Source organism: Streptomyces sp. NPDC029122 (assembly GCF_055569445.1).
The window spans coordinates 29,332-47,466 of record NZ_JBVHWK010000022.1 but is presented as its reverse complement, the minus strand read 5'-3'; the positions used below and the strand labels follow the sequence as shown (position 1 = coordinate 47,466).

20 protein-coding genes are annotated in these 18,135 nt (G+C 72.5%); 7 read left to right on the top strand and 13 right to left on the bottom strand.

Annotation, left to right across the window (positions count from 1 at the left end; genetic code table 11):
- The first annotated feature begins 59 nt into the window (after nucleotides 1-59).
- Nucleotides 60-713, top strand: a complete 654-nt coding sequence (locus ACZ4WZ_RS23885; RefSeq protein ID WP_467893250.1) for a TetR family transcriptional regulator — start codon at nucleotides 60-62, stop codon at nucleotides 711-713.
- Between the two features lie 42 nt (nucleotides 714-755).
- On the opposite strand, the gene ACZ4WZ_RS23880 is transcribed toward ACZ4WZ_RS23885, so the two are convergent.
- Nucleotides 756-1,025: a hypothetical protein gene (locus ACZ4WZ_RS23880; RefSeq protein WP_467893249.1), complete on the bottom strand. Its 270-nt coding sequence runs from the start codon at nucleotides 1,023-1,025 to the stop codon at nucleotides 756-758.
- A 150-nt stretch (nucleotides 1,026-1,175) separates the two neighbouring features.
- Nucleotides 1,176-2,585, bottom strand: a complete 1,410-nt coding sequence (gene glnA, locus ACZ4WZ_RS23875; RefSeq protein ID WP_388935722.1) for a type I glutamate--ammonia ligase — start codon at nucleotides 2,583-2,585, stop codon at nucleotides 1,176-1,178.
- 185 nt (nucleotides 2,586-2,770) lie between these two features.
- Between glnA and ACZ4WZ_RS23870 the strand changes: the two genes are divergently transcribed.
- The gene (locus ACZ4WZ_RS23870; protein ID WP_467893247.1) at nucleotides 2,771-3,238 is read left to right on the top strand and encodes an RDD family protein; all 468 of its coding nucleotides are present in this window, start codon (nucleotides 2,771-2,773) and stop codon (nucleotides 3,236-3,238) included.
- 153 nt (nucleotides 3,239-3,391) lie between these two features.
- On the opposite strand, the gene ACZ4WZ_RS23865 is transcribed toward ACZ4WZ_RS23870, so the two are convergent.
- The 5 genes from ACZ4WZ_RS23865 to ACZ4WZ_RS23845 form a co-directional block, all read right to left on the bottom strand.
- Nucleotides 3,392-4,090, bottom strand: a complete 699-nt coding sequence (locus ACZ4WZ_RS23865; RefSeq protein WP_388935728.1) for a DUF4191 domain-containing protein — start codon at nucleotides 4,088-4,090, stop codon at nucleotides 3,392-3,394.
- A 9-nt stretch (nucleotides 4,091-4,099) separates the two neighbouring features.
- The gene (locus ACZ4WZ_RS23860) at nucleotides 4,100-4,297 is read right to left on the bottom strand and encodes an SCO2195 family GlnR-regulated protein (RefSeq protein WP_467893246.1); all 198 of its coding nucleotides are present in this window, start codon (nucleotides 4,295-4,297) and stop codon (nucleotides 4,100-4,102) included.
- Nucleotides 4,298-4,523: 226 nt separating this feature from the next.
- Complete coding sequence (lipA, locus tag ACZ4WZ_RS23855) at nucleotides 4,524-5,486, bottom strand: lipoyl synthase (protein WP_467893244.1); 963 nt, start codon at nucleotides 5,484-5,486, stop codon at nucleotides 4,524-4,526.
- Between the two features lie 111 nt (nucleotides 5,487-5,597).
- Nucleotides 5,598-6,410, bottom strand: coding sequence for a lipoyl(octanoyl) transferase LipB (gene lipB / locus ACZ4WZ_RS23850; RefSeq protein ID WP_467893242.1), 813 nt, complete (start codon nucleotides 6,408-6,410; stop codon nucleotides 5,598-5,600).
- 94 nt (nucleotides 6,411-6,504) lie between these two features.
- Nucleotides 6,505-6,888, bottom strand: a complete 384-nt coding sequence (locus ACZ4WZ_RS23845) for a hypothetical protein (RefSeq protein WP_467893240.1) — start codon at nucleotides 6,886-6,888, stop codon at nucleotides 6,505-6,507.
- Between the two features lie 173 nt (nucleotides 6,889-7,061).
- Between ACZ4WZ_RS23845 and ACZ4WZ_RS23840 the strand changes: the two genes are divergently transcribed.
- On the top strand, nucleotides 7,062-8,501 hold the full coding sequence (locus tag ACZ4WZ_RS23840; RefSeq protein WP_388935742.1) for a regulator: 1,440 nt from the start codon (nucleotides 7,062-7,064) through the stop codon (nucleotides 8,499-8,501).
- 72 nt (nucleotides 8,502-8,573) lie between these two features.
- On the opposite strand, the gene ACZ4WZ_RS23835 is transcribed toward ACZ4WZ_RS23840, so the two are convergent.
- From ACZ4WZ_RS23835 to ACZ4WZ_RS23825, 3 genes are all read right to left on the bottom strand, one after another.
- Nucleotides 8,574-9,848: an FAD-dependent oxidoreductase gene (locus ACZ4WZ_RS23835; protein ID WP_467893238.1), complete on the bottom strand. Its 1,275-nt coding sequence runs from the start codon at nucleotides 9,846-9,848 to the stop codon at nucleotides 8,574-8,576.
- Nucleotides 9,849-10,007: 159 nt separating this feature from the next.
- The gene (locus ACZ4WZ_RS23830; protein WP_467893237.1) at nucleotides 10,008-10,901 is read right to left on the bottom strand and encodes a TIGR01777 family oxidoreductase; all 894 of its coding nucleotides are present in this window, start codon (nucleotides 10,899-10,901) and stop codon (nucleotides 10,008-10,010) included.
- A 212-nt stretch (nucleotides 10,902-11,113) separates the two neighbouring features.
- The gene (locus ACZ4WZ_RS23825) at nucleotides 11,114-11,803 is read right to left on the bottom strand and encodes a VIT1/CCC1 transporter family protein (RefSeq protein WP_467893236.1); all 690 of its coding nucleotides are present in this window, start codon (nucleotides 11,801-11,803) and stop codon (nucleotides 11,114-11,116) included.
- Between the two features lie 76 nt (nucleotides 11,804-11,879).
- Here ACZ4WZ_RS23825 and ACZ4WZ_RS23820 point away from each other — a divergent pair, with 76 nt between their 5' ends.
- Both ACZ4WZ_RS23820 and ACZ4WZ_RS23815 read left to right on the top strand, forming a co-directional pair.
- A complete protein-coding gene (locus tag ACZ4WZ_RS23820) occupies nucleotides 11,880-12,983 on the top strand; it encodes a PP2C family protein-serine/threonine phosphatase (RefSeq protein ID WP_467893235.1) in 1,104 nt (367 codons plus the stop codon).
- A 15-nt stretch (nucleotides 12,984-12,998) separates the two neighbouring features.
- Complete coding sequence (locus tag ACZ4WZ_RS23815; RefSeq protein WP_467893233.1) at nucleotides 12,999-13,886, top strand: nuclease; 888 nt, start codon at nucleotides 12,999-13,001, stop codon at nucleotides 13,884-13,886.
- Between the two features lie 42 nt (nucleotides 13,887-13,928).
- Here the strand turns inward: ACZ4WZ_RS23815 and ACZ4WZ_RS23810 are convergent, their stop codons facing one another.
- The gene (locus ACZ4WZ_RS23810; protein WP_125820930.1) at nucleotides 13,929-14,186 is read right to left on the bottom strand and encodes a hypothetical protein; all 258 of its coding nucleotides are present in this window, start codon (nucleotides 14,184-14,186) and stop codon (nucleotides 13,929-13,931) included.
- Between the two features lie 106 nt (nucleotides 14,187-14,292).
- On the opposite strand from ACZ4WZ_RS23810, the gene ACZ4WZ_RS23805 reads away from it, so the two are divergent.
- Nucleotides 14,293-14,673: an ArsC/Spx/MgsR family protein gene (locus ACZ4WZ_RS23805; protein ID WP_467893232.1), complete on the top strand. Its 381-nt coding sequence runs from the start codon at nucleotides 14,293-14,295 to the stop codon at nucleotides 14,671-14,673.
- On the opposite strand, the gene ACZ4WZ_RS23800 is transcribed toward ACZ4WZ_RS23805, so the two are convergent.
- Nucleotides 14,670-15,530 carry an alpha/beta fold hydrolase gene (locus tag ACZ4WZ_RS23800; RefSeq protein WP_467893230.1) on the bottom strand — a complete coding sequence of 287 codons (861 nt, stop codon included), beginning with the start codon at nucleotides 15,528-15,530 and terminating at the stop codon, nucleotides 14,670-14,672. The two genes, ACZ4WZ_RS23805 and ACZ4WZ_RS23800, sit on opposite strands and share 4 nt — an antisense overlap.
- Nucleotides 15,531-15,618: 88 nt before the next feature.
- Between ACZ4WZ_RS23800 and ACZ4WZ_RS23795 the strand changes: the two genes are divergently transcribed.
- A complete protein-coding gene (locus ACZ4WZ_RS23795; protein WP_467893229.1) occupies nucleotides 15,619-16,089 on the top strand; it encodes a MarR family winged helix-turn-helix transcriptional regulator in 471 nt (156 codons plus the stop codon).
- A 666-nt stretch (nucleotides 16,090-16,755) separates the two neighbouring features.
- Here the strand turns inward: ACZ4WZ_RS23795 and ACZ4WZ_RS23790 are convergent.
- Nucleotides 16,756-17,679, bottom strand: a complete 924-nt coding sequence (locus ACZ4WZ_RS23790) for a GDSL-type esterase/lipase family protein (RefSeq protein WP_467893228.1) — start codon at nucleotides 17,677-17,679, stop codon at nucleotides 16,756-16,758.
- Nucleotides 17,680-18,135 lie beyond the last annotated feature (456 nt).

Genomic DNA, 18,135 nt, shown 5'->3' with positions numbered 1-18,135 from the left:
CGATTTGCCAGACTGGCATGAAATGCATGGGCGTGCTACTCCTGGCGTAGGCTGCACCCGTGAGATCTCCCCGCCCGTACTCCCCCCAGAGCGGCCCCGGAGCCCAGTCGCTGACCGAGCGCCGCAAGGCCGCCACCCAGCTGGACATCGCCCGCGCCGCCTGCGAGCTCTTCGCCGCGCACGGCCCCGACGGCACCACCGCGGAGGACATCGCCCACCGGGCCGGGGTCGCCCTGCGCACCTTCTACCGCTACTTCCGCAACAAGCAGGAGGCCGTGGCCCCGCTGCTCGCGGGCGGCGGGGACGCCTGGCGCGCGCTGCTCGCCGAGGAGCACCCGGGCACCCCCCTCGCGGAGGCCCTGGAGCGTGCGGTGACCCGCTCCCTGAGCGACTCCCCGTCCGTCGAGGAGGGGCTCCGGGTCACCCGCGGCCTGCTGCGCGCGGCCGCCTCGGACGCGGCCCTGCGGGCGGTCTGGTACCGGGTCAACCAGGACTCCGAGGAGCGCCTGGTCCCCGTGGTGGCCCGGCTGGCCGGTCCGGAGGCGGACGAGATGTCGGTACGCCTCCTCGCGGCGGCCGCCACGGACGCGATCCGCGTCTCACTGGAGCTCTGGTCCGCCGGCGACGGCCCGGTCTCGGGCCCCGGCTCCCCGGCGGACCTCGCCGTCCGCGCCCTGCGCGAGCTCACCGGCGCGATGCCCCTGCTCCGCTGAGCCGCGGAGCAGGGGCATCGTGAGGACAGTCAGGTGTGCGGGTCAGCGCCACCCGCCCCAGTCGTCGTGCCAGTCGCCGTGGTGGTGCCAGCCGGCGTGGTCCCAACGACCCCGGTCGTCGTCCCAGCCGCGGTCGTGGTCGTTCCAGTGGCCGTTCCCGCCACAGCCGTCATCCCAGTGGTGGCCGGAGTGACGGTGGTCGGAGCGGGAGTCCCAGCCGCCGTCGTGGGCGGAGGCATTGGTGACGGGCAGCAGACCCATGGCGAGTCCGGCGGCTCCGGCGACAACGGCTCCAACGATCCTACGGCGCATCTTCATGCACCTCCGAACATGTCGGGTTTATCGGGCTTTTACTTCCTATCAACCGTTGCGCGGGCGGAGCGGCCTGTCAAAAGCAGAAGGCCCCCCGCCGCTCTCCACTGAGAGCGGCGGGGGGCCTTCCATCAGGCACGATCCCGTTTTTTAGAGGTCGAAGTAGAGCTCGAACTCGTGCGGGTGCGGGCGCTGCGCGATCGGGGCGATCTCGTGCGTGCGCTTGTAGTCGATCCAGGTCTCGATCAGGTCCGGGGTGAAGACACCGCCGGCGAGGAGGTACTCGTGGTCCTCCTCCAGGGCCTTGAGGACGTCCTCGAGGCTGGTCGGGACCTGCGGGACGCTCGCGTGCTCGTCGGGCGAGAGCTCGTAGAGGTCCTTGTCGATCGGCTCCATCGGCTCGATCTTGTTCTTGATGCCGTCGAGGCCCGCGAGGAGCAGGGCCGAGAAGGCCAGGTACGGGTTCGAGGACGGGTCCGGCGCGCGGAACTCGACGCGCTTGGCCTTCGGGTTCGAGCCCGTGATCGGGATGCGCATGGCGGCGGAGCGGTTGCGCTGCGAGTACACCATGTTGACCGGCGCCTCGAAGCCCGGCACCAGGCGGTGGTACGAGTTCACCGTCGGGTTGGTGAAGGCGAGCAGCGACGGGGCGTGCTTGAGGATGCCGCCGATGTAGTAGCGGGCGGTGTCCGACAGGCCCGCGTAGCCGGCCTCGTCGTAGAAGAGCGGCTCGCCGCCGGCCCACAGCGACTGGTGCACGTGCATGCCCGAGCCGTTGTCACCGAAGATCGGCTTCGGCATGAAGGTCGCGGTCTTGCCGTTCTTCCAGGCGACGTTCTTCACGATGTACTTGAAGAGCATCAGGTCGTCGGCCGCGGCCAGCAGCGTGTTGAACTTGTAGTTGATCTCGGCCTGGCCGCCGGTGCCGACCTCGTGGTGCTGGCGCTCGACCTGGAGGCCCTGGGCGTCCAGCTCGAGGGAGATCTCGGCGCGCAGGTCGGCGAAGTGGTCGACCGGGGCGACCGGGAAGTAACCGCCCTTGTAGCGGACCTTGTAGCCGCGGTTGTTCTCCTCGGAACCGGTGTTCCAGGCGCCGGCCTCGGAGTCGATGTGGTAGAAGCCCTCGTTCGCGGAGGTCGCGAAGCGCACGCTGTCGAACACGTAGAACTCGGCCTCGGGGCCGAAGAACGCGGTGTCGGCGATGCCGGTGGAGGCGAGGTAGGCCTCGGCCTTCTTGGCGATGTTGCGCGGGTCGCGGCTGTAGGCCTCACCCGTGATCGGGTCGTGGATGAAGAAGTTGATGTTGAGCGTCTTGTCCTTGCGGAACGGGTCCAGACGCGCGGTGCTGATGTCGGCACGCAGCGCCATGTCGGACTCGTGGATCGCCTGGAAACCGCGGATCGAGGAACCGTCGAAGGCAAGCTCCTCCGCCGGGTCGAACGCTCGCGCCGGGATGGTGAAGTGCTGCATCACACCAGGCAGGTCGCAGAAGCGGACGTCGACGAACTTGACGTCGTTCTCCTCGATGTACTGCTTCACTTCGTCGGCGTTCTTGAACATCCAACTCCTCCTACTCCCGGTCCCGGGGCAGGGACGGGCTTTATAGCTCGTGGCGCGTCAGTGCGGTGCCGCACGCTGACCCGACCATAAGCAGACGGGATTTCCCAAGCATGACCCATTTGTTTCGCACAAGTTAACCAGGGTCCGGTCCAGGTCCCCTGGAGGAGCACCGGTACCGTGGTGGAGTGGACAACAGGCAAGCAATCGGTTCCTGGCTCTCCGGCCCGCGCGCGGCCGCCGAGGAGATGGGCGTCGACTTCGGCTATCCGGGCCAGCGGCTCGGTCTGCCCCGGTCGGGCCCGGGCTCCGCGGCCCGCTTCGGACGCCGGCTCGGGGCCGTCGCCATCGACTGGATCGGCTGCCAGCTGATCGCGTACGGGCTCATCACCCACGGAGACCTGGCCGCCGCGGGCAACTGGACGCTCGCGCTCTTCTTGTCCCTGACCCTGCTGACCGTGGCCACCGTGGGATTCACCCCCGGCAAGCGGATCCTCGGGCTCCGGGTGATCGGGCAGGACGGCGGCCGCCTCGGCATCCCCCGCGTGGTGCTGCGCACCCTGCTGCTGGCCCTCGTCGTCCCGGCGCTGGTCTGGGACCGTGACGGGCGCGGACTGCACGACCGCCTCGCGGGCGCCGTCCAGGTCAGGATCTAGCGGTACACCACCGCCTTCGCGTAGAGGCGTTTCCGCGCGGGAGCGCTGGCTCATATACGCCGCTCGTATACACAAAGGGGCGCCCCCCGGCCATCCGGCCGGGGGGCGCCCCTTCATGTCTCTCCGCGTCCCTCCGTGTGTACGAGGAGACGGTCAGCGCATCTTTCCGCCGCGCGGCATGCGCATGCCCTTGGGCATCGGCCCCTTCGGGACCGGCATGTTGCTCATGAGGTCACCCATGGCCCGGAGCTTGTCGTTGACCTGCGTGATCTGCGGGCCGGACAGGACGCGCGGCAGCTTCAGCAGCGTCGTACGGACCTTCTTGAGCGGCACCTCGCCCTCGCCGGTGCCCACGATGAAGTCGTGGACCGGAATGTCGGGCATGATCCGGGCCAGCTTCTTCTTCTCGGCCGCGAGCAGGGTCTTGACCCGGTTCGGGTTGCCCTCGGCGATCAGGACCACGCCCGCCTTGCCGACGGCCCGGTGGACGATGTCCTGGTTCCGGTTCATCGCGACGGCCGGGGTGGTGGTCCAGCCCCGCCCCACGTTGTCCAGTACGGCCGCGGCAGCGCCCGGCTGCCCCTCCATCTGCCCGAAGGCAGCCCGCTCGGCCCGACGCCCGAAGACGATCGCCATCGCGAGGAACGCCACCAGGAAGCCCAGGATGCCCAGGTAGACCGGGTGGCCGATCAGGAAGCCGATCGCAAGGAAGACACCGAAGGTGACGATTCCCACGCCCGCGACGATGAGACCGACCTTGGGGTCGGCCTTGCGCGTCATCTTGTACGTCAGGGCGATCTGCTTCAGTCGCCCGGGGTTCGCAGCAGTCTCTGCGTTTGACTTCCTCGCCATGAGGCGAGTTTACGTGCCCTGCGGGGTCCGGGTCGCCGCGGCCTCGAGTACGTGCTCGGTTTCCACCCGGTCCTTCGCCCGGCGGCGGTCCTCCAGGACGGCCGCCCAGGCATTGCGCCGGGCACCGCTCATGAGCAGCGATTCCAGGCCGCGGAAGGCCTCGCTGAAGGACGGGATGGCGATGGCGCGGACTGGCGCGGCCTGCATGATGTCGACCCCTACTCTCGCTGCTCGCTCTGTGGCGTGTGCGGTGCGTGGATCCAGCGTCACCCACTGGTGTTACCAGGGCATGGCCGGTCGGTCAAATGTGATGGACACGTTGCAAACAAAGACGCGGCCCGCCGGGCTTCTCACACGAAAGAAGCCTAGGGGCCGCGCCGATGCGGTGTTACCGATTGGTAAGCATTGTGCGTGAGTTCACACGCACACGGAGTCAGGCCGACTGCGCTCCGCTCCGGGCGCGCTTCTCCATCGCCTGGTTGTACAGGCGTCCGGCGCGGTACGAGGAGCGGACCAGCGGGCCGGACATGACGCCGGAGTAGCCGATCTCCTCGGCCTCCTTCGCCAGCTCCACGAACTCCGCCGGCTTCACCCAGCGCTCCACGGGGTGGTGCCGCGGCGAGGGCCGCAGGTACTGGGTGATGGTGATGAGCTCGCAGCCGGCCTCGTGGAGGTCCTTCAGCGCCTGGCTGACCTCCTCGCGCTCCTCGCCCATGCCGAGGATCAGGTTCGACTTGGTGACCAGGCCGTACGCGCGAGCCTTGGTGATCACCTCGAGGGAGCGCTCGTAGCGGAAGCCGGGGCGGATCCGCTTGAAGATCCGCGGCACCGTCTCGACGTTGTGCGCGAAGACCTCGGGGCGGGAGGCGAAGACCTCCTCCAGCAGCTCCGGGACCGCGTTGAAGTCGGGGGCCAGCAGCTCGACCTTGGTGTGCCCGGCCTCGCGGCCGGCCGTCTGCTGGTGGATCTGGCGCACGGTCTCCGCGTACAGCCACGCTCCGCCGTCCGCCAGGTCGTCGCGGGCGACGCCGGTGATGGTGGCGTAGTTCAGGTCCATGGTGACCACGGACTCGCCGACGCGGCGCGGCTCGTCCCGGTCGAGGGCCTCGGGCTTGCCCGTGTCGATCTGGCAGAAGTCACAGCGCCGGGTGCACTGGTCGCCACCGATGAGGAAGGTGGCCTCGCGGTCCTCCCAGCATTCGTAGATGTTCGGACAGCCGGCTTCCTGGCACACCGTGTGCAGTCCTTCGCCCTTCACCAGGGCCTGCATCTTGGTGTACTCGGGACCCATCTTCGCCCGGGTCTTGATCCACTCGGGCTTGCGCTCGATGGGGGTCTGACTGTTACGGACCTCCAGGCGCAGCATCTTGCGTCCGTCGGGTGCGACTGCGGACACGACCGGCTCCCTGTGACTTCGATTCTTCGGCGCCCACCAGGGTACGCCCGTAAATTCGTACGCTCTTACGTCCGCCAACCGGGGGCCGGCCGGACGCATTCCCCCGCCGGGTCAGGCCCCGGCGGCTTCGATCTCGCGGGGCCGCAGCTCGGCGTTCTCCAGCACGTCCCTCAGGTGCCGTTCGACGACCGGCAAAACCTCGGCGATGGTGATCTCCCGGCCCAGTTCGTACGAGAGCGAGGTCACACCGGCGTCCCGGATCCCGCAGGGGATGATCCGGTCGAACCAGGTGCTGTCCGGGTTCACGTTCAGGGAGAAGCCGTGCATCGTGACGCCCTTGGCGACGCGGATGCCGATGGCGGCGAGCTTGCGGTCCTCGCGGCGCTGGCCGGCGTTGGACGGGGCGTACTCGGGGCCGTGGAGGCGTGCGTCGAACTCGTCGTCGCCCGTACGCGGGTCCGTGGCGGGCACCGTGAAGTCGAGGGAGAGCCCGCCGATCGACGGGCGCTGCTCCACGGGGTCGCCGAGCACCCAGACGCCGGAACGGCCCTCGATCCGGGTGGTCTCCAGGCCGAAGTCGGCGGCGGTGCGGATGAGGGCGTCCTCGAGGCGGCGCACGTGGGCGACCACGTCGACGGGACGCGGCAGCTTCATGATCGGGTAGCCGACCAGCTGGCCCGGGCCGTGCCAGGTGATCTTGCCGCCGCGGTCCACGTCGATGACCGGGGTCCCGTCGAGGGGGCGCTCGCTGGGGTCCGTGCGCCGGCCGGCGGTGTAGACCGGCTCGTGCTCCACCATCAGGCAGGTGTCGTCGATCTCGTCGGCGAAGCGGGCCGCGTGCACCCGGCGCTGCTCTTCCCAGGCCGCGGTGTACTCGACGGATTCCGGCCCGAAGCCCAGATGGACAAACCGAAGCTCAGTCACCGCAGCGCCTCCTCGTTGAACCTGCTGTGTGTGGAACCTGCTGTGTGCACGCATCGCACCCCGGTCAAGAGTACGGCGGCCCGCGCGCGGCCCCTCAGGCCCCCGGCGCGGACCGTCCCGCGGGCCCGGCGGCGGGCTCCGGGGCGGGCCCGGCGGCGGGTTCCTCAGTGGTTCCGGCGGCGGTCCCGGCGGTGGGCTCCGCGTCGGTGTCCCTCGGCCGGAGGGCCGGCAGCCGGCGGGGCCGCCTGCGGCCCGCGGGCGGCCGGTCGGGGTCCTCGTCGGCCCTCGGCAGCCTGCGGTGGCCCTCGGAGTGGTCGTTGACCCAGCCGCAGACCCCGCACGCGTAGCGCCCGTCCAGGCCCGCGATGTAGGTGCCGCAGCGGCGGCACTCCGCCTCGGTGATCTCGGGGGCGGGCAGCGGGGCGGTGGATTCCGCGTACGGATCGGGGCGGTGTGCCTCGTGGGGCCGACGGGTCATGTGGCGCAGCGTACGCGGACCGAGTGGACCGGTCCGTAAAGAGCCCTACCCATTCTGCACACGATCGGATGAATGTGGGGCAGAGAGGGCGGTCTGAGGAGAGTTCGCCGCTACATTCACGCCGTTCACAGGGCCGGGACCCCGGTCCGTCACGTACGGAAACCGTGGAGCCGATGACCGAACGACCTGCCCAGCGTGTCCCCAACCGGCAGCTCGCGGCACTGATCGCGGAAGCCGGCTTCTCCAACGCCGGGCTCGCCCGCCGTGTCGACCAGCTCGGTCTGGAACACGGTCTGGACCTGCGGTACGACAAGACGTCCGTGACCCGCTGGCTACGCGGCCAGCAGCCCCGCGGCACCACCCCGGCGCTGATCGCGGAGGTCTTCACCCGGCGCCTGGGGCGGCGGCTGTCGGCACAGGATCTGGGCCTGGACGCGTGCGCCCCCGTGTACGCCGGGCTGGAGTTCGCGGCCACCCCGGAGGAGGCCGTGGACATCGCGAGCGGGCTGTGGCGCAAGGACTCCGGCTCCCACGCCGAGCTGCGCAAGATCGCCTTCACCCCGGCCGGGCTGGTGGTGCCCAGCCGGGACTGGCTCATCGGACGCGCCGACGAACGCGTCGCCCGCGGCGCCGACCCCGCCGCGCACCGGGTCCCGGCCCAGGGCCGCACCACGGTGCCCCGGCAGCGCCAGATCGACCGGGGGCCCGGACAGCGGGTGACCAGCGGGGACATCGCGGCGCTGCGGTCGGTGAGCGAGCTCTTCCGGACCCTGGACCACACCTACGGCGGCGGGCACGCCCGGCAGGCCCTGGTGCGGTACCTGGAGCACGAGGCCGAGCCGATGCTGCGCGGCACCTACGGCGAGACCACCGGGCGCCGCCTGTTCGCCGCCGCCGCCGACCTGACCCGGCTCGCGGGCTGGACCTCGTACGACATCGCCGCGCACGGCCTCGCCCAGCGGTACTTCGTCCAGGCACTGCGGCTGGCGCAGGCCGCCGGGGACCGGCAGTACGGGTCCTACGTGCTGATCACCATGAGCCGTCAGGCGGTCTACCTCGGGCACGGCCGGGAGGCGGTTCAGCTGGCCCGGGTCGCGCAGCAGGGCGTGGGCTCGGGTCCGCCGCCGGTGGTGCAGTCGCTGCTGCACGCCTCGGAGGCGCGGGGGCACGCGGTGCTCGGCGAGGTGCGGGCGGCGACGGCCTCGCTGGTGCGGGCCGAGCGGGCGCTGGGCGCGGCCCGGCCGGGGGACGACGTACCGCACTGGGCCCGGCTGTTCGACGAAGGGCAGCTGGCGGACGAGTTCGGGCACTGCCACCGCGACCTCCAGCAGTACCGTGCCTCCGCCCAGCACGCGGAGCGCTCGCTTCAGCTGCGGGCGCCGGGCTTCGCGCGCTCGCGGCTGTTCTGCCGGGTGGTGCTGGCCACGGCGCGGCTGGGGCTCGGCGAGCTGGACCAGGCGTGCGCGCTGGGGGCGGAGGCGGCGCAGCAGGCGATGGAGATGCGGTCGGTGCGCGCGGTGGAGTACGTACGGGACTTCGAGCGGCGGCTGGAGCCGTACCGGGACGCCTCTGCGGTGCGGACGTACAGGGACCGGGTGTCTGCGCTGTCCTGACCGGGTGTCGGCGCCGACCGGTTGGGCCCGGCCCCTCGCGGGGACCGGGCCCGGTCCTCGGGCGTCGTGCCGTCAGGCCGCCGCCGGCAGCGCGGGCTCCCGCTGGGCCGGCAGCGGGATGCCGAAGTCGCGCAGCAGGGAGGTGGCGGCGCGGCGGGCGGAGTGCAGGGCCCCCTCGACGGTGTTGGAGTCGCGGTGGTCCCCGCACACGTAGAGCCCGGCCAGGACCCGTACCGGCCGCTGCCGGTCGTGCGGCGGGGGCATCGCCGGGACGGCCTCAGGGGTGTGGTGGACGGTCAGCAGCTCCCAGTCCCGCGTCGAGGTGTCGTACAGCCGGGCCAGGCGGGAGGCGACCGTCCGCAGGGGCGGCGGCGGGCCGTGCACGGTGGTGGTGACCAGGCTGCGGGCGGCGGGGGCCCGGGTGGGGTCGACCGCGCTCATCACGGTGGTGTGGGCCAGCGGCCACTTCGGGTCGGCGTCCAGGAGCAGCGAGCCGTCCCAGGGCAGGGGTCCGGGGGTGGCGTGGTGGATGACGGTGACCTCGTGGAAGGCCGGCACGCGCAGCCCCGGGAGCAGTTGGGCGGCGGCCCGGGCGCCGGTGGCGAGCAGGACGGCACGGCAGCCGAACTCCCCGTGCTCCTCGGTGGTGACGAGGTTGGTCGCCACCGACCGCACCCGGATCCCGGTGCGTACCGTGCCGGGCGGCAGGGACGCCGCGAGCAGGCCGGGCAGGGTGGCGGCGCCGCCCTCGGGCACGGCGAGGCGGCCCCTGGCGAAGGTGCGCAGCGCCAGGTCGGCCACGCGGCTGGACGTGGTGAGCTCCGGGTCGCGGAGCAGGGCTGACAGCAGGGGCCGCAGGACGCCGGACACGGTGCGCGGCGGCAGGCCGCGGGAGCCGAGGGCGGCGAGGGCGGTGCGCTCGGGCCGGGCGAGGACGCGTTCCACGGGCAGCGCCGCGAGCCGCCCGAGCGCGGCGCTGAAGCGGGCCTGGTCGAGGGAGCCGCTGGCCAGCGCGCGGGCGGGGGTGAGGGCCCCGGCCCGCTGCTGCCTGCCGTCGGCGCCGTGCACCAGCACCCCGGGGGCGAAGGGGCGCAGGATCAGCCCCGTGAGGCCCGGGGTGCGGGCCGGTTCGGTGTACGCGGTGCTGAGGAGCTGGCCGACCCGGTCGAGCCGGAACCCGTCGGCCGATTCGGTGGCCATGCGGCCGCCGGGGTCGTCGGCGGTCTCCAGGACGCTGACGGTGACCCCGGCCGCGATCAGGTGGTGCGCGGCCGCGAGTCCTGAGACTCCGGCTCCTACGATGACGACGTCCGCGTGATGTGCGGCATGGTGTGAGCTGCTGAGCACGTGCCCCTCCCCGAGGTCGGCGCGGCTGTGTGGGGATCCTCCTTCCCCCAACGGACTCCGGGAGAACCCCACTTGCGGTGGGGATTCCGTACAACTCCGGTCGCACGACGGTCGCACACGGGTCACGAACGGTCGCACACGATCGTGAGTCTGCGCCGTCTACGGCTTGAGCGCCGCCCTGATCGACTCCTCGATGCCGGGGTACGCGAACACGAACCCGGCCTCCGTCAGCCGGGCCGGGCGCGCCCGCTGACTGCCCAGCACGTCCTGCGACAGCTCGCCGAGCACGAGGCGCAGGGCGGGGGCCGGGACGGCGAACACGGCCGGGCGGCGCAGTACGCGTCCCATCGCGGCGGTGACCTCCCGGTTGGTCAGGGGCTGCGGGGCGGTGAGGTTGAAGGGACCGGAGAGGCCCGGGGTGTCGATCAGGAACCGCAGGGCGGCGACCTCGTCGTGCAGGGAGATGAACGACCAGTACTGGCGGCCGCTGCCGAGCCGGCCGCCGATGCCGGCCCGGAAGACGGGGAACATCCGGCCCCACGCCCCGCCCCCGGCGGCGACCACCAGTCCGGTGCGGGCGAACACGGTCCGGATCCCGGCCTCTCGGGCGGGGGCGGCGGCGGCCTCCCACTCGACGCAGACCTCGGGCAGGAACCCGGTGCCGGGGGGAGCGCTCTCGTCGACGGCCCGCTCCCCGGTGTCCCCGTAGTACCCGACGGCGGAGCCGCACACGAGCACGGGCGGCGGGGTGTCGAGGGCGGCCATGGCCCGGGCGACGGCGGCGGTCCCGAGCACCCGGCTGTCGCGGATCTCGCGCTTGTACGCGTCGGTCCAGCGGTGGTCCCCGACGCCGGCCCCGGCGAGGTGCACGACGGCATCGCACCCGCGCAGCCCGTCGGGGTCGACGTACCCGGCCCGGGGATCCCACCGCGCCTCACCGGGGGCGGCGGGGGCGCGGCGCACGAAGCGGACGGTGCGGTGGCCGTCGGCGTGGAGGGAGCGCACGAGGGCCTGGCCGATGAGTCCGGAGGATCCGGTGAGGGCGATACGCATGGGGCCAGTTTCCCCGTCGGTTGCCCTGACCGGGCCTCTGCCCTGGCCGGGCGGTTCGGTGGTGGCGGGGCCCTTGCGCAGCCAAAACCAGCCCCGCCGGCGTTTGGGGCGCGGGAGTCTGGGGGCGGAGCCCCCAGTAGGGGGTCCGGGCACAGCCCGGGGAACGGGCGAAGGGCGGGTAGGGGACTCCGGTACCGGCGGCCCCGCCGGGCTCAGGCTCCGCCCAGCCAGGTGCCCACCGCGTACGTGACCCCCATGGCAACACCCCCGCCCACCACGTTCCGCAGCACCGCCCGGTACGCAGCGGCCCCGCCCAGCCGCGCGCTGACCACCCCGCACAGCGCCAGCGCCCCCAGCACCGCCACCACCGTCACCGGCACCCGCCACGACGCCCCCGGCAGCACGACCGCCAGCAGCGGCAGCACCGCCCCCGCCGTGAAGGCCACCAGGCTCGCGAAGGCCGCGTGCCACGGGTTCGCCAGCTCGTCCGGCTCGATCCCCAGTTCCACCCGCGCGTGCGCCCGCAGCGCGTCCCGTTCCGTCAGCTGTTCGGCGGCCTCCCGGGCCACCTCGCGGCTCAGGCCCCGCGCGCCCAGCAGCTCCGTCAGCTCGTCCAGCTCCGCTTCCGGCTCCTCCGCCAGCTCCTTGCGCTCCACTTCCAGCGCCGCCCGTTCGGAGTCGCGCTGCGAGCTGACCGACACGTACTCCCCCGCCGCCATCGACAGCGCCCCCGCCAGCAGCCCGGCCACGCCCGCCGTGAGGATCACGGTGCGCGAGGTGGTGGCGCCTGCGACGCCGACGACGAGGCCCGCGGTGGAGATGATGCCGTCGTTGGCTCCGAGCACCCCCGCCCGCAGCCAGTTCAGCCGGGTGCTGATCGCCGCGCTCCGCACATCCGTCACGGGACCACTGTCGCCGCCCGCGCCCGTCGGGGCCACCCGGCGTGCGCGGCCCGGGCGGCCGTACCAGGGTGGAGGGGTGAGACGCGGACGGGAGGAGCCGGGCCGGCTGCAGGGGGCCCCGCCGCCGCGCTGGGCCCGGATCGCGCCCGCGGTGGCCATGGTGGCGCTCTGCCTCACCCAGTGGACCACCCGCACGGCGGAGCTGGCCTACTTCCTGGCGGCCCTGCCCGCCGTGGCCGCCTTCGCGTACGGGCCCGCCGGCACCGCCGTCTTCGCCGGGCTCGTGCTGCTCCTGCTGGGCATTCCCGGGCTCGGGGTGGGACAGGCCCGCGGCAGCGACCTGGCCACCGTGGCCACCGTCGGACTGCTCAGCGTGATCATCGCCTGGGTGCGGCGGCGCCGGGACGCCCAGCTGGTCAGTGTGCGGACGGTCGCCGAGGCCGCCCAGCTGGCGGTGCTGCCGCCGGTCCCGGAGCGGGTCGGCCGGGTGCGCTGCGCCGGGCTGTACCGGGCGGCGCAGCGGGGCACGCTGGTCGGCGGCGACCTGGTCGACGTACGTGCCGGGCCGTACGGGGTGCGGGCGGTGGTCGCGGACGTGCAGGGGCACGGGCTGGCGGCCGTCGGGACGGTGGCGTCGCTGCTCGGCGCGTTCCGCGAGGCGGTCCTGGACGACCCGGCGCTGGCGGCGGTGGCGGCGCGGCTGGACCGGCGGCTGACGGCGGACGCGGCCGCGGACTCCGTCGCGCATCCGGAGCTGTTCGCGACAGCGCTGCTGCTGGAGTTCCCGCCCGGGCTGGCCGTCGTACGGGTGGTGTCGTGCGGGCATCCGCCGGCGCTGCTGCTACGGGGCTCCGCGGTCACGGAAGTGGCCGTGGAACCGGGGCCTCCGCTCGGTCTGGGGCTGGCCGGGCCGGCCGGTGCGGTGGTGGCCGAGGTCCCGCTGCTGCCGGGCGACCGGCTGCTCGCGCACACCGACGGGGTCACCGAGGCGCGGGACGCGGCCGGGAACTTCTACCCGCTGTCCGTCCGGGTGCCGGTGCTGGCGAACGATCCGGCCGGGCTGGTCCCGGCCGTCTGGCGGGACCTCGCCGCCTTCACCCGGGGCGGCCCGCGCGACGACGTCGCGCTGCTGCTGCTGTCCCCGGACCACGAGATCCGTACGGGGCGTCATCGTCCATGAGGTACGGGAGGAATCATGTCCATGCTGATCATCAGGGGAACTTTCCGGGCGAAAGGCTTCAAGCCGGACGGTGACACCGTCTCCTTCACCCCGGACGACGTGGCGGACTGGAAGCTGGTGCCCGGCGTCCACCGGATCCTGCCCAAGGCCGACGGCCGCGCCGCCATCCGGTTGGAGGGCGTCGACGCGCTGGAGACCCACTACGGGGACGACGAGTCGGGGGTGCGGCACCAGCCCCTGCCGCTGGCGCACCAGGCCGCGGACGAACTGCTGAAATGGCTCGGCTTCACCGACTTCCACCGCGACGACGAGGAGACCATCACCTCGACGATCCCCGACGCGGTGCCCGGCTTCGTCCTCACCGGCGGCGCCGACGTCTACGGCCGGTGCGTGGCCCTGGTCGGCCGCCGGAACCCCCCGGCGTTCAACGGGTACGAGATCGACGTCGACGTCGACCAGCTGAAGAAGACCGCCAACCACCACCTGGTCAAGGAGGGGCTGGCCTATCCGACGTTCTACACCGGCTTCCCGGACCACCTGCGCACCGCCCTGGCCGTCGCCGCGAAGGCGGCGAAGAACGCGGTCCCCAAGAAGGGCGTCTGGGCCCAGGACGTGACCACCGACGGGTTCAAGGTCACCGACATGGACTCGATCACCGCCGACAACGGGGCCGTGATCCTCCCGAAGCTGTTCCGCCGGCTGAAGGACTACCTGGACCTCGACCTGAAGGGCCCGGCCCTGGCCTGCCTCCCCGCCTTCCTCGCCGGAGCCGGCGACGGGTTCTACCTCCAGGGGAAGGCCGACCGGCTCACCGGCCTCCAGCGGATCGTGAAGGTGGACGACGACGGCGAGACCATGAGGATGACCCGCCCGGTCGAGGAGATCACCTTCGACGAGAAGTGAAGCGGGGCGGCCGGCCGGCACACGGGCCGGCCGGCCGGCGCGTCAGCCGCCGTTGGCGACGATGAAGGCGCGGACCATCCTGCAGGTGACGTTGGACGGGCGGCGGATCCCCACGCGCACCGCCATCGTGCGTATCTTGCGGTTGGTGGCGCGCTTGGCGTCGTACGTCCCCGTGTCGAGCAGGGAGATCGCCAGGCGCATGGCCTTCAGACGGCGGTTGTGGTTCTCGTACCACTCGCGGGGCAGGCCCGCCGGCAGCGGCTTCTTCTTGGGCATCGAAATGATCGCGGCAGCGGCCATCTACAGCCTCCCAAACGGTAGTTGGCTTCCTGTCGTGCTCCTTCGATTTTAGTGGGGGGCACTGACAAAAGCCCTGGCCGCGCGGAGTCTGACTACCCTGGCCGGCATGGAGATCTGGATCAATCCCGCCTGTTCGAAGTGCCGGAGCGCGCTGACCCTGCTGGACGCGGAGGGCGCCGACTACACGGTGCGCCGCTACCTGGAGGACGTACCGTCCGAGGACGAGATCCGGGAGGTGCTCGGACGGCTCGGGCTGGAGCCGTGGGACATCACGCGCACCTCCGACGCCCTCGCGAAGGAGACCGGCGTACGGGATCTGCCGCGCGAGGAGACCGACGAGGCACGGGCCCGCTGGATCGCCCACCTCGCCGCCCACCCGAAGCTGATCCAGCGCCCGATCATCACCGCCGAGGACGGCACGGCCGTGGTCGCCCGCTCCGAGGAAGCCGTCCGCGACGCCCTCTCCCGCACGGGCGGGGCTTCCTAGGCCGGGGCCAGGAGCCGGGCGATCTCGGCGGGCGCCGTCAGTGGCAGCGCGTGGTGGGAGACGCCGGGCAGTACGCCGACCCGCGCGCCCGGCAGTGCGGCGCGCGCGGCGTCGGCGGCCCGGCGGGGGTCGTGGCAGCGGGCCCGCCCCGCGAAGAGGACCTCCACCGGCAGCCCGCCGAGCCCGGCCGGGTCCGGGCGCGGGCCGGTGACCGGCCGCACGGTGGGGAAGGCGGCCGTCTCCTCCTGGAGCCGCGTCCAGGCGGGGTCGAGCGGAACCCCGCCGGTCTCCCAGGCCAGGAAGGAGCGGATCCGGGCCGGGGTGGGCCGTAGCAGCATGGGCAGCGCGCGGAGGACGTAGCCGGGGCGCAGCCCGGTGAACACCTGGGTGGGGTCGAGCAGGACGAGCCGACCGAGGCGCCCGGGCCGCCGCGCGGCGGCCCGGGCGGCGGCGTGGGCGGCGATCCAGGCCCCGTAGGAGTGCCCGGCCAGCGTGACGGGCCCCCCGTCGAGGCCACCGAGGTCGCGCAGGCCGTCGAGGAGCGCGTCGAGCCAGCCCGCCAGGTCCGCGACGGTACGCATCTCCCGCCCGGGCGCCGGGACACTGAGCCCGGGCTCTCCGACCAGGTCCACGGCGTGCACCCGCCGGGTCCGGGCCGGCCCGGCGGCGACGCAGGCACCCCACACGGTGGAGGTGGCCCCGCCCCCGGGCAGCAGCACGAGCGGCGGCGCCCCGACGGGACCGCAGCTGTTGACGCGGGTGACTCCGTACGGCGTGGGCACGTCGAGGGCCTCGACGGGACGGGGCCACTGGCGGAGCACCTCGTCGTAGGCGGCACGGAAGGACGTCCGGGACATGGCTGGCTCCAATGCCTCGCTGGGCGATAATCTCGCTCAGCGAGAGATCCTAGGCGGGTGCGATGCGGGAGGCAATGTGGACGGTGACATGTCCGGCGACGCGGGCGATGACGTGAACGGCAACGCGGGCGGCAACCTCGAACTGGTGCACCTACTGCGCGCGGTGGCCGTCGAATTCGGCCTGCGCCAGGCCGAGTTCGCCGCCGCCAACGGCATGCACCCGACCGACGTACGGGCCCTGACCTGCCTCCTCGACGCCGCCCGCGCCGCCGAACCCGCCACACCGGGCCTCCTGCGCACCCGGCTCGGCCTCAACTCGGCGGGCACCACGAGCGTGATCGACCGCCTGGAACGCCTGGGCCACGTGGAACGCGTCCGCGATCCCGCAGACCGCCGCCGCGTCCTGCTCCGAGTCCGGCCGGAGGCGGTCCGACTGGGCCAGGCGTTCTTCGGGCCGGCGATCGACACCCTGCTCGGCGCCCTGGCCCCCCTCTCCCCCGCCGAACGGACCACGATCCGCGACTTCCTGACGGCAGCCCGCGAGGCGTTCACCCCCTGAGGGCGCATTCGGCCCAGACGGTCTTCCCGACCAGCCGGTCCGAACCCCCCCAGGCGGCGGCAACGGCCCCGACGAGCTGGAGCCCGTACCCGCCCCCGCCCGAGCGGCGTTGGCGGCGAGCTCGGCGATGACGAGCTCGGCGTTGGCGGAGACCCGGCCGCCGCTCCTCACGGCATCACGGCGGCCGGCTGACCCTGAGCAGAATCAGAGACGGTTTGGGGGTTTCCCGTCAGTCCCATCGTCCTTCCGGTTCGTGCCGGCCCGTCAAGGGCGCTCACTTCGTTCGCGTCGCTTCGCGATGGCCTTCGGCCACCCTTGACCGACCGTCCCGCCCCGGAAAGACAAGGACTGCCGGGAACCCCCCAAAAGAACGGTCACGGGGCAGGAATGGAGGGGCGGGTCCCTCAGTGATGAGGCGAGGGGCCCACGGCCGTGTCCCGCATCCGGGCCCGTGCACTGCCAGGCCAGACCGGGGGCCCGGCTACCCGCACCACATGACGATCACAGCCCTGTCCGGGACCGGTGGGCGCATCGGATCGCTAAACGCTTCTCCCGGCTTGGCGTCCGACGGTCGTCTTCGGCTGATACCTGCACCACATGACGCACAGGGCAGCATCCGGGACCGGAGGACTCAGCAGATCGCTACGCGCTTCCCTCGGTTCGGCGTCAGGCGGCCAGGTGCCGGTAGAGCGCCTGGTGGCCTTCAGGGGTGGGGTGTACGCCGTCGGCGAGCAGGTCGGGCTTGTCCCGGAGCGGCTCCCACATGTCGACGAAGTCGATGTGGTTCTCCTCGCACCACGTCCGGAGGGATTCCCGCAGGGTCAACGCCCGGCTTTCCGTGAAGCGCAGGCCCTCGTAGTCGCCGGTGCGCTCTTCGTCCAGCCAGATGGGGCCCAGGACGACGAGGCGGGCGTTGTGCGCGTGGGCCGTCGCGGCGAGCGCGTCGAGACGGTCGGCGAGGTGCAGGAGACCGTCGGCGTCCGGGGCGGAGAGCGGTACGGCGGAGTCGTTGATGCCTGCGGCGAGCAGGATGGTGTCGGGCAGTCGAGGGGCCAGCAGGGCGGGTGTCTGGTCGCTGACGTCCGCCAGGGTGCTGCCGGGTATGGCGAGGTTGAAGACCCGGTGGGCCGTCTCGTTCTCGGTGATGTGGGCAGCCGCCAGACGGGCCGCCCATCCGCCCTGCGGATCGCAGCGGCCGTAGGCGATGCTGTCGCCCACGATCACGATCCGCGCCGCCGGGCGCAGCGGATTCGCGTCCAGATAGGCCCAGGCGCTTTCCCCGGACGAGAGGACGACGCGCCGGCGGGTGTAGTCGTCGACCTCGTAGGCGTCGGCTGCGGCGAGTTCCCGGTCGGTGAGGTGGAGAACGGCTCCCTCGACCACGCTGCCGAGCTTGCGCTCCAGGATCAGGTGTACGTCAAGGCCACTGGCTGCGATCACGTCCGGGTCGGTGATCTTCAGCGGCCTGGTCGCGTACCCGGCCAGCGACGCGGGACGGCTGGGCGCGACCTGGCCGAAGAGGGTCTTCTGCACCTTCGGGTCCATCAGCGTGCCGAAGGAGAACAGGAGGTGGGGGCGCGATTCGCTCACGATGGGGCTTTCTCCAGGAATCGATCAACTGTGTTGATCAAGGTAGCCACTCCCCTCCCCGCTGTCCGTAGCGGTCTGATGCGCCCACCGGTCCCGGATGCCGCCCTGATCACCATGTGGTGCGGGTATCGGCCACGGGCGGCCGCCGGACGCCAAGCCATGAGGAGCGCGTAGCGATCTGACGCGCCCACCGGTCCCGGATGTCGTCCTGGTCAACAGGTGGTGCGGGTAGCCGGGCCCCCGGCCTGGCCGGGCAGTGCACGGGCCCGAATCCGGGACACGGCCGTGGGCCCCTCGTCTCGTCACTGAGGGACCCATTCCTCCATTCCTGCCCCGTGACCGTTCCTTCGGGGGCTTCCCGGCAGTCTTTCGGCTTTCCGGGGCGGGTCGGTCGGTCAAGGGTGGCCGAAGGCCATCGCGAAGCGACGCGAACGAAGTGAGCGCCCTTGAGGGGCC